This is a genomic window from Chlorogloeopsis sp. ULAP01 (assembly GCF_030381805.1).
In the GTDB taxonomy this organism is placed as follows: domain Bacteria; phylum Cyanobacteriota; class Cyanobacteriia; order Cyanobacteriales; family Nostocaceae; genus Chlorogloeopsis.
In genome coordinates this window covers 225632-238128 of record NZ_JAUDRH010000002.1, presented here as the reverse complement: position 1 = coordinate 238128, position 12497 = coordinate 225632, and the positions used below count along the sequence as shown (strand labels likewise).

Genomic DNA, 12497 nt, shown 5'->3' with positions numbered 1-12497 from the left:
AATTGGCGATCGCTCTATTTTAAGGAACAATCACAATGGTTCTCACCGTTGATGAATTTATTGCCCAATACGGCGATAGCGATCGCTTTCTTTTCTTATAAAAGGTGCGTTAGACAAATCGCCTAACGCACCTACTTTTAAAACTGCTAACTGTTAACTGTTAAAACTCTCCTGCTAATGCTGCAACACAACGTTCGCAAATTGAGGGATGTTCTGTATTCTCTCCCACATGGGTAGAGTAGTTCCAGCAGCGATCGCATTTTTGTCCTTCTGCTTCTACAACACCAATTCCCCATGCATCTGTCTGCAAGCTGTACTTCAATCCTTGCAGTTTTTCTGGTGTATCTAATATCTCTGCTTGGGAAGTAATAAAAAGATAGCGGAGTTTATCAATACCATTATTACTGGTACTATCCAGTGTTTTTACAAAGGTACGTAACTGCTCATTAGCTATGTATAGCAAGACTTTCGCTTCTAGGGAAGAACCAATCATTTTTTCTACCCTTGCTTGCTCTAATACCCTGTTGACGTCAGTGCGGATTTCTCGTAACTGTTGCCAGAAAGTTGCTAATTCTGGATTCTGCCACTTGGAATCTAACTGCACCCAACCCGCTTCAAACACCGATTTGTAAGGGGTTTTGTAGGGAAGATACTGCCAGATATCTTCAGCCATATGACACAGCACAGGTGCGATCGCTTTTGCTAAATTTTCTAAAGCAATCTGTAACACAGTTTGACAACTACGCCGACGGTAAGCATTGGGCGCACTGATATACAACCTATCCTTAGCAACATCCAAATAGAAGTTGGATAAATCCACAACGCAGAAGTTCTGCACCGTTTGGAAAAAGCGGGAGAATTGGAAGCTATCAAAGGCTTCAGTCACTTCCTGAAATACTTCCGTAATCCGGTGCAACATATATTTGTCGAGTTCTGGTAATTCCTCGAAAGGTATTGCATCTTTTTCGGGATCGAAATCGTGCAAATTACCCAACAAGAACCGCGCCGTATTGCGAATTTTGTTCCTGATATCTGTCAGTTGCTTGAGGATGTTTTTACCCAAGGGTACATCCGAGGTGTAATCTACCGAGGAAACCCACAAGCGCAACACGTCTGCTCCATAAGCTGGTTCTTCTTTCTGGTTTTTTCCGCCCCCAATTACAACTTTCGGATCAACTACATTTCCCAAGGACTTACTTTGCTTGCGTCCTTGTTCATCTAGAATGAAGCCATGAGTCAAAACTGTATTGTAGGGTGCAATACCGTTGACTGCGACGCTGGTGAGCAGACTCGATTGAAACCAACCGCGATGCTGATCCGAGCCTTCTAAATATATATCTGCTGGGTAGCGTAATTCTGGACGCTGCTTGATTACAGCTGCCCAAGATGAGCCAGAATCAAACCATACGTCCATTGTATCTGTGCCTTTACGGTAGGTACGGCCGTTGTTGCGGTATTTTTCGGGCAATAATTCTTCAACCGAAAGTTCCCACCAAGCATCAGAACCTTTTTCAGCAACGATCGCCTGCACGTGGGCAATTGTTTCCTCATTCAGGAGTGGCTCTTTAGTTTCTTCGTCGTAAAACACCGGAATTGGTACACCCCAACTGCGCTGACGGGATATACACCAATCAGAGCGATCGGCAACCATTGGTGTGATTCGATTTTCACCTTGAGCGGGAATCCATCTTACCGAGGCGATCGCTTTGAGGGCTTCTTCGCGAAATCCTTCCACAGAAGCAAACCACTGTTCGGTAGCTCGGAAAATTGTCGGTTTCTTTGTCCGCCAATCATAAGGGTATTTGTGGACATAGGCTTCTTCCTTAAGCAGGGAACCAGCCTCAGACAGTGCATCAATTACCGCCTGGTTTCCATCCCCAAGCACATTCAACCCGGCAAACTGTCCTGCTTCTTCGGTAAAGTTACCATTGTCATCAACTGGTGCCAAGATAGGTAAATCGTAACGTTGACCAACGATGTAGTCTTCTTGACCATGTCCTGGTGCAGTATGTACTAACCCTGTGCCTGATTCAGTAGTTACATAATCACCGCCAATCACGATTGGGCTTTCCCGCTCATACAGGGAATGTCGGTAAGTGGAATGTTCTAATTCTTTTCCTTTGACTGTGGTTTTTACGGTTAATGCAGTTTCCAGAGTAGTAGACAGTCGTTCTACCAAATCAGCAGCTACGATTAGGTATTTAAACTTAACACTTTCTGGTGGAGAACTTACTTCGACAACTGCATAGTTGAGTTGTGGATTGAGTGCCACTGCCAAATTGCCTGGAATTGTCCAAGGTGTTGTCGTCCAGATGGCTACACCCAACTGGTGAAGATATGGTTCTAGCAAAGGCTTCGCTGCATCCGAAAGACTGTTAATGGCAAAAGCAGCATAGATACTACGAGAAGTGTGTCCTTCTGGATATTCTAATTCTGCCTCTGCCAAAGCAGTTTTAGAACTAGGACTCCAGTGAACAGGCTTCAAACCACGATAGATGTAACCTTTTAACACCATCTGTCCGAAAACACCGATTTGTGCCGCTTCGTATTCCGGTGCCAGCGTCAAATAAGGATGATTCCAATCACCCCAAACTCCGTAGCTTTTGAAGCTTTCCCGTTGTTCGTCTACTGCATTGAGAGCAAATTCTTTGGCTTTTTGCCGTAGTTGCAAAGTTGTCAAGTTTTGCCGTTCCGCAGACTTCATGTTCTGCAAAACTTTCAATTCAATAGGCAAGCCGTGACAGTCCCAACCAGGCACATAGCGAACTTTGCGCCCCCGTAGCAGTTGGTAGCGGTTAATAATATCTTTGAGAATTTTATTTAAAGCATGACCAAGATGCAAAGAGCCATTTGCGTAGGGTGGCCCATCATGCAGTATAAATAATTCGCCTGGATTATTCTCGGACAGGCGATCGTAAATCTTATTGTCTTGCCAAAACTTTTGAATTTCAGGTTCACGCTTGATTGCGTTCGCCCGCATATCAAAGTTAGTTTTGGGTAAATTTACTGTATCCTTGTAGCTTCCAGTTTCTGTCACAGCTTCATGCCTAAGATTTTTAGTTGTCCAGGTTTTATCAATTATAATTGTTGCCACGACTGCTACCTAAAGCACCCATGTTATACCAATTCGCCCTGACCCTCCGGGAAGCCGCGTAAAGCGTGTCTACGTAATTAAGAAAGTCAGATCTGGTTTGGGTTTCAATGTTTGAATGTGTTGCCTGATTTTAGAGAATTGGTATTAATAGCAATGAGCCAAGGGTTTTGAAGTATTTAGGTTAGCTAAGACTTACATAGAGTGTTATCCCTATCTTTGCAACAAATCTTCCGCCAAAGCTACTGCACCCCACAAAGGCGCATCATCTCCCAACGCCGCCGACACAATCTCAAAATTCACTTCCGGTAACGCTGTCTTTCGCGCCGTTTCCCGAATAACTTGCCACCATCTTTCTCCTGCCTTTGTTACGCTTCCACCCAAAACAAACCGCTGCGGGTTGATCAAATTCGCCACATTGCCGATACCCACTCCTAACGCCCAAGCCGATCGCTCTAAAAGTTCCCGTGCTAACTGATCACCTTGCGCCGCCGCCTCACTCACCACCTTCCCCGTAATTAACTCCAAATTCCCACCTACCAAATTTCTAATTTTTTCTCCCCTACACCCCTGCAATTCCTCCCTCGCATCCTGTGCCAAATAAGGCCCTGACGCCAACCTTTCCACACATCCCCGCTTCCCACACAAACATATCGGCCCCGCAGGATCTACAACCATATGTCCAATTTCGCCAGCCATACCTTCCTCACCCCGCCAAGGTTTGGCGTTGAGTATCCAACCACCTCCAACGCCAGTGCTAACGGTAATGTAAAATAAACTATTGTGGCCATTTCCTGCACCGTAACGCCATTCACCAAAAGCCGCTACATTAGCATCATTATCAATACTAGCAGGAACGCTATATTCCTGTTCTAATAAGTGTTGCAAAGGTATATTCTCCCATCCGCAAACATGATGTGATAATCTCACTGTACCCGTAGTTGCATTTACAGGCCCGCCAAAGCTAACACCGATCGCGGCGGGTTTCCTATCTTGGAGTAAAGATTTGATGAGCGATCGCATAATCTTGAAGTCAGTGCTAGCATTTGTATTTGCAGGCGACAGGCAGCGTTTGTAACCCAACCACTCTCTAGAACCCGCATTACTTAAAGCTGCTGCTAATTTTGTACCACCAAAATCGAGTGCCAAGATGAATGTCATACCATTTTAGATTTATCTCTCATCTCAAATGTAAGTTTGATGTGGCACAAAAATTTTTAAAACCATCATTAAAGTTCCAGACTAAAAATTTTATAAATTTAGAAAATTGTCTATTTAGATTTAAAAGAGCAAAAAAAAGCCAGTGCGGAAAAACACCACTGGCAACGCGCAAAGTGAAAGCGATAACAACGAGGCTTGCTGAACTATAATTAAGAATTCCATAGAGTCAGCTTCTTGTAAAGTTAAATACAATTTTTACGCAACATATATCACTATTAAGTAGAAGTAAGTAGAAGACATCATAATTAATCAATAATTTTAATCCAAAATCACGCCACTTGCACTCAACGCGCTTAACCCGCAAGGGCGCACTGGCTCCGCAAGGGCGCAGTGGCTCCAAAATTCAAAATTAATATAAAAAGCCAGTGGTTTCCCTTTCCCACTGGCAAAAATGAATCCAAGAGCAAAACAGTCAGAATCGCTGAACTATAAATAAGAATTCCAGAAAATTCTTGTTTGATAAAGTCATATACAACATTCATGCAACGTTGTCTAAAATTCTGCAAGTACGCCATCAATAAATTGCTGTAATCTCTGATAATGGGAGCCTTTCCAATAAATCTGAGCGCAGCCTTGACAACGATGAAACTCCTCAATTTCCCGTTGGATGTTTTCTGGCAACTGTCCGATAATAGCTTGTTTAGTGACTGGTTGTAATAGGCTATTACAGCGCAGACATCTTTGAAAAGGAGATACCAATTCAAATAAATCAAAGCGTCGCAATACTTCCACAATTTGTTTTTGCGGATCGGTATTTCGTACGTAATAGCCATATACAACCGCACTCCGCATTAATAAACCTCTGTCACGGGTTAAAAGAATTCGTGTTTGTGTGCTGGAAATTTCAGCTAATTCTGCATCATCATAATCATTCCGATATAGTGTGTCAAAACCTAACAATCGCAAAGATGATGCCAATTTTCCTAAGTGAATATCTAAAACAAAGCGAATCACATTTAGTGGTGTCGGTCGTACTAAACTCAAAATATGTCTTTGTTTTGCTGCGGAAATAGGATAGACATTGATGATATCTCCATCCTGAACGATGTAAGAAAAGTCCACTAATGTTCCGTTGACTTCAATACTATCAACTTCTGGATGAGGTACACCTAATGATTCAATCATGTCTTTAATTGAGCCTCTCTCTCCAAAAAAATGCTCAATTTTCCTATCTCTTTTATGTGCTGGCAAAAAATCATTTAATTCTGCGTAAAAGCTAAAATTTACTCTAGCCATAGCAAAAAATCATTATTTTATCCTATCTTAATCATTGTAACTTTCATAGATAAAAGCAAGCTGGGATAGCACAATATCTACTGGAAACTTTAAACAAAAATCCTCAGCGATCACACTTTACTTTAACTATTTATCTGGAGAAACATACCCGAAACTTAATAGTAAAGCTATCGGATAATGACTAAAATAACTTGGTGTAGCTGTGAACAGCTATGTAAAGCGACAATTTGAGTCTGTGAATACTTCTCGCTTTAAACAGGAAAATGAGGAAGGAAGTAATTTCACCTAGAACGCTTGCTGTAATTTGCTTTTGGGCATAGTTAATTAACAATTTCCTACTTCTATTACTCTGACTTGCTCAGTATTTATACTTATTACAGCAATTTCTCGAAACTATTGCAAAAAAGATAATTATTGAGAATTTTTATCTTTTAAATTAGCTTGTATAGGGTTTGCGAATTGAAACTATTTTACTCTTAAATGTTTATTATCATTGAGTTTGAAGGCTTTGTAGAACAGTAGACTATATAGTCTTCGGAAAAATTATTAGTAAAGTCTTGCATTTGTGTTTGACATCAGCTAGAGTCGAAATAGGTACTAACGTTCAGTCTCTAAATCTATTATTCAGGAGGTGCGATCGCTCAACAGGGTAATTACAAAGTGTACTTTTCCGTCTTTATCACATAAACAAGATTTTCGTTAAACTGAGGCAAATCAAGACAGTGTAACTGCGTAAAAATACTTCTTATGGCAGTGCTATCACTAACAAATAATTGCTATTATTTTCATAAAACTCATAATCTTGTTTAATTTTCTTTTTTTTAATTCAATTGAGAATCTTTTGCAAAATGCGCCAATTTAGAGATAAATTTCAACCAAATAGAGGGGAAAATTGTTTACCCCTACGTACCATAAATAAATCATTATTTATATCTACAGAAGGAGAAAATTATTTCGCTTATCTATGTTAGCCAAGAGTAACTCCAATTGAATTTTAAGTCTCATGTATTCCAAAACTCAATTACAGCCAAGATGTAAGTAGAAATCCTTACTTCTAATTATTAGGATTAACTACCCATCAAAGAAGAGCTTTTATTTTGCTAATTTTACTCATGAGACAAGTTGAGAAAATTTAATTTGCAGCAATCGGAAAAACCATCACTGTTGACTGTAAATCATTAATCTTTTTCTCAAAAGTAGCTCAGGCATTTTGTAAAAAAATCATTTACAGCACAAAATTGAGTGAAAAATGATGTTATAAAGTGGCTACTAGGATAAAAATGAAAAATTGTTGTCATTCGTTTTTATCTTGATTTATAGATGCAAGCGTATTTTGTAGCTACAAAAAACTAGCTAACAAGTTCCTGGGGAGATTGTAACTAAAACTACTAACTCTGTTAGTAATATCCTTTGTTTTTTAGTTTAACCAATTACTACAGTTAGATGAATACTTTCTTTTGTTCTGATAATTCTCGTCAATTAGGAGAAGATATTATTGGCAGTGTCTCCAATCATAAGACTTACATTTTGATTGAGTGTCCCACGCCTTGGTCTACAGACGCTTTTCACTCCAAATGGGTTCCAGAAAATTTACGGCTTTTAGTAGAGGAGATAAAGCGTGCTAAACTACCGATAAATTTTCTATTAATTGCTAATAATCTATCTCATAAAGTAGAACGTAAAACTCTGTTAATTTATCAAAAACAGGATGGGTTGAGTCACGGTTATCAAAAGCGAGAGTTTTATTTAGAGAATATAGAGCAAGCAGCAGCTGTAATTAGAAAATGGTTATGGGATAGAAACTCTAATTATGAAGTAGAGGCAACTGCAACCAGAGACTTTTTAGTATGTACTCACGGTAGTCACGATAAATGCTGCTCTCGCTATGGTAATCCCTTTTATTTTAATGCTACAAGTATTATTGATGAATTAAATTTGGATCATGTCCGAATTTGGAAATCCAGTCATATTGGCGGACATAGATTTGCTCCTACATTAATAGATTTTCCGGCAGGCAGATACTACGGTAATCTCGAACAAGAATCATTTAAATCGATTTTGACGCGTACTGGCGATATTAAATGCTTGCAAAAAGTTTATCGAGGTTGGGGAATTCTACCAAGTTCAATCCAGGCTTTGGAAAGAGAACTCATCTTCCGCTATGGATGGGATTGGTTCAATTATAAAGTGGCAGGCAGAATTATTGAACAAAGTGCAGACAAAAATACAATTCGTGCAGAACTAACTTTTGAAAAACCCGATTGTTCGCAATACAACTATCAGGCTAGGTTAGTTAAGGACGAAACAAAAACCGTGGAATTGAAGAGTTCCTGTCATGCCAAACATGAATCAGTATATGTTAAATATGCTATAGCTAGTCTCTGGTTGACTTCTACAAATCTTGTCACCTGTAGCGCTTAAAAGTTATTCTCGCTCTGGGCGAATACTCATATATTTGTCTGTGCGAATGGCATTGATAACGCTGCGGATATGGCTTTCTTCAGCACCTAAGGTTTTGAGTAGATGATTTCCCAACTCAAGCGCCGCTTCAAATTCAGGTTGTACGACTTCTTTTGCACCCATTTGAGTCAAAAAGTCAATTTCGCTGTCAATGTGCGATCGCACAATCACATCTAACTGAGGTGCAATAGAGAGCGCCCGTTTGAGGAGCAATCTAGTACTGGCGGGATCTGGTAATGCTATTGCTAGGGCTTTAGCGGTTGGCAAATGTGCTTTTTCCAATACTGACTCCGAATCAGCATCGCCAAAAATATAAGGTATTTGGTGAAAACGCAACCTTTGCACAGCTGCTTCGCTATTCTCAATCACCAAGACAGAATATCCCTGACTTTGTAAAATCTTGACGATTACTTGCCCGACTCTGCCGTAACCTGCTATTACCACATGATTGCTGATTCTTTCTGGCATAAATATGGTTTTAGGAGCCGAAAATCGGCGCAGAAACTTTGTTAACCAGGGTATGTGGTTAAAGTTATCTGCGAGGCGAGGCGCAGAATCTAGCCACATGGGAGTCAGCACCAGTGTAATTGCTGTTGTCGCCAACAGTAAAAGATAGGTTTGTTGGGAGATGAGTTCTAACCTCCAGCCTTCCAAAGCTAAGACAAAGGAAAACTCTCCAATTTGATTGATACCAAAACTGACGATGACAGCTGTTTTGAGAGAGTAGCCAAACCTGAGAACAATTGGTAAAACAATTGCTGCTTTGCCCAACATCACCAGCATAACCAGCCCTATAATCAACCCTAAGTTCTGGATAAGCAAAACCGGATCGATGAGCATACCAATCGAGGCGAAAAAAAGACTGGCAAAAGTGTCTCGCAAAGGCAGAACTTTTGCTAGTGTTTGATCGGCATAGTCAATTTCAGAAATCATTAACCCGGCAACAAATGCTCCCATCGCAATAGACAAGCCCAAACTAGCTGTAGTCAAAGCCACACCTAAACATAGAGCGATTACTGCTAAAAGAAATAATTCATTGCTTTCGGTGGCAGCAAAACTGCTAATGAGGCTAGGTACAATCCATTTACTTAAGGCGATCGCTACAGCCACAAACACTAGGATTTTGAATATGGCAATACCAAGCGCCAAGGCAATATTTTTTGGTTGCTGCAAGGCAGGCAAAATTGCTAATATCACGCCTAATGCCAAATCTTGGGCGATTAAAATCGCCAGCATTATTTGTCCATGTAATGTATTAATTTCTCCTCTTTCTGTCAGTGTTTTTAACACCACCGCAGTAGAAGACAGAGAAAGAACTACTCCTAAAAATATTCCCTGAGAAAGCCCAGAAGCCCAACCTAATATAATAGTTACAAAAGCTACAAGTGCAGTAGTCAAACCTATTTGTAATAGGCTTCCTTGCAGAGCAATATTTTTAACTCGTTTCAGTTCTGCTAAAGAAAATTCTACACCTAAGGCAAAAAGCAGAAAGGCAACACCTATCTCCGCTAAAGATTTAATCTGGGGAAGATCGCTTACGCTTAATAGCTTAAAGCCGAAAGGCCCCACAATTAATCCACTGGCTAGATAACCAAGCAAAACAGGCTGACGTAGTCGGTTTGCCAGATAACCTCCCACTACCGCAGCCCCCAAGACGATGGTGAAATCCAAAATCAAACTTTGCTCAGTTGCCATGTTTTCTACAGGTTGCCACAACTGTAGTAGTTTACTCTTTTAGGCTAACCTGACATCATGCAAGCTATTCACATCAATATTTAAATACTAGTAAGTAATCAGTTTCCCTTTCAATAAATAAGGCAGCTATGCTGGAGGCAGATGGCAGAAGGAAAGAAACACGTTTACCTCTAAAAGTTCCCCGTTTCCTGTTCCCTGTCCCCTATCCCCTGTACCCTAGATTCCAGGATAGGGCAAAACATTTGCGATCGCGCTTCTGTTAATATCAACAGATTTCTAGCACAAATGTTTGTCCCTAAAGCAGCTCTTGTTTAAGCAGCCAATAGTAAATAAACTACTTTTCAGCGATTATTTCCTTTGAAACTTCATTTGTTGTAGTCTGACTTTGCTTAACTTGCTTCGCTATGGCAATGACATAGGTTGATAGCAAAATGGTGATGAGAATACCGTCCATCGCCAACCTCCCTGGTAGGTGTTGTTGTGTAATTACCGAAAAGGCGCTTAGAGTCCCTAACTAATACATCACCATGTTCGACGGTATTTCCTGATTTATATACAAATAATTTAATTTTTCTACCAGATTTACCTAGTAGAAATACTTATTTTACTGAGGTTAGTCATTTGTCATTAGTTAGTGGTTAGTTGTCTATTGCTCCCCCATCTCCCCTCCGCTCTCTTCTCACGTTCTTCCTAACATCTGTAAGTTGTGTAAAGTTGCATAAAGCCCTCCTATTTGGAGTAACTCTTCATGACTTCCTTGTTCGATTAATTCACCGCGTTTGAGTACGAAAATCCGATCTACGTTGCGAATTGTCGATAAGCGGTGAGCGATAATAATCGCGGTACGTCCTACCATTAGCTTGTTTAAAGCCTGTTGAATCAATGCTTCTGTTCCCACATCCAAGCTGGCTGTTGCTTCATCTAGTACTAGAATTTGGGGATTGCGGATAGTAGCACGAGCAAAGGCTAAAAGTTGCTTTTGACCGCTAGAAATATTGGTACCTCGTTCTCTGAGTTGTGTATGGTATCCTTTGGGAAGTTGTTCAATAAACTGGGCGACATTAGTTCTCTGGGCTGCTTTTTGAATTTCCTCAAAAGTGTATCCATCTCCTAAAGTGATGTTGCTTTTAACATCACCAGCAAATAAAAATGCCTCTTGTAAAATAACTGCCATGTAGCGGCGCAATTCTGCTTGAGGTAGTTCCCGGATATCAATGCCATCAACGAGAATGCGCCCTTTGCTGGGTTCATAGAGGCGACATAAAAGGCGAATAATTGTACTTTTTCCAGCACCAGTAGGTCCTACTAATGCTACTTTCTCACCAGGATGAATAGTAAAATCTAAATCTTTAATTACATATTCGTCATCATTTTTGTATGAGAACCATATATGCTCAAATTTAATTTCTCCTAACTGTGGTTTAATATTTTGCTCCGAGGAGTCAAGATTTTCTTCAATCTCGTCAATGTATCCAAATTGAGAATCAAAAATTGAAATTCTGGGATTGGCGCGATCGCGTATTTCTATTGGTTCATCTAAAATATCAATCACGCGCTCAATTGCTGTGAAACCAGCTTGAATAACTGTAAATTTCTCTGCAAACTGCTGTAGAGGCTGGAATAATCGTTCAGCATACAAAATGAATGCAGATAATATTCCAAATGTCAAGTTTTCTTGTAATAGTAAATAACCACCAACCAATAAAACAAGTGCGATCGCAACCAAAGAAACCCATTCTAGGGTTGCAGAAACCGCAGACTCATTAAAGATGGTTTTGTCTACCTCTTTGACGTAACGCTGATTTGTCTTACGAAACAATTCGGCATTAAATTTTTCTCGCCGAAATAATTGCACAACATTAATCCCAACAATATTTTCTTGCAACTGGGAATTAAGCGTTGATAGTTCTTCCCTGGCTTTGTAATTGGCACTGCGGTACTGCTGCTGAAAGTAAATAATTAATGCCGATACTGGTATGAGCATTGCAAGCAGCAACAAAGCGAGTTCCCAACGGATCGAAAACATAAAACCGAGGATCACCAGCATGGAAAACAAATCTGACACAATGCCGACTGCTCCAGTGGAAAATACATCTCCTAGTACTTCCACATCACTAGTAAGTCTAGTAATTAACTTACCAACAGGTGTGCGGTCAAAAAAGCGTACTGCCAAAGATGTGACGTGCTTAAACAAGTCTTGGCGAATTTCGGCGGTAATTTTTTGTCCGATTTTCTGCACCAAATAACCCTGAAAGCCTGTAAAAATTAGTCGGATAGATACCGTCACTACTAACAATGCTTCCAAGATATGCAAAGCCTGCCAAAAGGGGAGATTGCGCAGTAACTCGAAAGTACTTGGTTCTTGACGAATCAGGGAAATCACCTGTCCAATTAAAAATGGTTGGACAGCGTTAGCTATGGACATTGGCACAAGTAACAACATTGCCAGTGCCAGTGATTTTTTGTGACGACGGGCATAGGGTGCTAGGCGTAAAAATAACCGCCAATCGTTTTCACGCCGACGGTACTCTGTGTGAGATTTTGTTTGCGGCTTGGAAATGCTGGTCATAAAGAAATTATATTAATTTTTACAATCACAAAAGCAAACATCGGGAAATTAGTGTTTAATTTCCTACCCAGCTTCTATCCAGAAATCAAAATTAATCCTGTAGTCTAGACATTTTGAGAGAGGCGATCGCGAGTAATTACGTTTACTTGGCGTATATCACCCAACTGCAACTGAGTTGTTATTAACACCCTCAATTTCTGTTGATTTTTCTCGCTCATTAAGCAA

Annotated in this window: 6 protein-coding genes; 1 reads left to right on the top strand and 5 read right to left on the bottom strand. The window is 40.3% G+C overall.

The features are described 5' to 3' along the window. Positions 1 to 160: 160 nt before the first annotated feature. From ileS to QUB80_RS04630, 3 genes are all read right to left on the bottom strand, one after another. Positions 161 to 3037 carry an isoleucine--tRNA ligase gene (gene ileS, locus QUB80_RS04640; RefSeq protein ID WP_289788635.1) on the bottom strand — a complete coding sequence of 959 codons (2877 nt, stop codon included), beginning with the start codon at positions 3035 to 3037 and terminating at the stop codon, positions 161 to 163. A gap of 267 nt (positions 3038 to 3304) precedes the next feature. Next, positions 3305 to 4252 (bottom strand): ROK family protein, encoded by a 948-nt coding sequence (locus QUB80_RS04635; RefSeq protein ID WP_289788322.1) that lies wholly within the window; start codon positions 4250 to 4252, stop codon positions 3305 to 3307. A 552-nt stretch (positions 4253 to 4804) separates the two neighbouring features. Next, positions 4805 to 5548, bottom strand: a complete 744-nt coding sequence (locus QUB80_RS04630; RefSeq protein ID WP_289788321.1) for a Mut7-C RNAse domain-containing protein — start codon at positions 5546 to 5548, stop codon at positions 4805 to 4807. Between the two features lie 1443 nt (positions 5549 to 6991). Between QUB80_RS04630 and QUB80_RS04625 the strand changes: the two genes are divergently transcribed. Beyond that, positions 6992 to 7969, top strand: coding sequence for a ferredoxin family protein (locus QUB80_RS04625; protein ID WP_289788320.1), 978 nt, complete (start codon positions 6992 to 6994; stop codon positions 7967 to 7969). A gap of 3 nt (positions 7970 to 7972) precedes the next feature. On the opposite strand, the gene QUB80_RS04620 is transcribed toward QUB80_RS04625, so the two are convergent. Then, positions 7973 to 9703 (bottom strand): cation:proton antiporter, encoded by a 1731-nt coding sequence (locus QUB80_RS04620; RefSeq protein WP_289788319.1) that lies wholly within the window; start codon positions 9701 to 9703, stop codon positions 7973 to 7975. Between the two features lie 679 nt (positions 9704 to 10382). Further along, entirely contained in the window at positions 10383 to 12272 is a 1890-nt protein-coding gene (locus QUB80_RS04615) for an ABC transporter ATP-binding protein (RefSeq protein ID WP_289788318.1), read from the bottom strand. Positions 12273 to 12497: the final 225 nt, after the last annotated feature.

Coding starts and splice junctions, on each gene's coding strand:
- QUB80_RS04635 (WP_289788322.1), bottom strand. CDS start 4,252: ATGACATTCATCTTGGCACTCGATTTTGGTGGTACAAAATTAGCAGCA.
- QUB80_RS04620 (WP_289788319.1), bottom strand. CDS start 9,703: ATGGCAACTGAGCAAAGTTTGATTTTGGATTTCACCATCGTCTTGGGG.
- QUB80_RS04615 (WP_289788318.1), bottom strand. CDS start 12,272: ATGACCAGCATTTCCAAGCCGCAAACAAAATCTCACACAGAGTACCGT.
- QUB80_RS04630 (WP_289788321.1), bottom strand. CDS start 5,548: ATGGCTAGAGTAAATTTTAGCTTTTACGCAGAATTAAATGATTTTTTG.
- QUB80_RS04625 (WP_289788320.1), top strand. CDS start 6,992: ATGAATACTTTCTTTTGTTCTGATAATTCTCGTCAATTAGGAGAAGAT.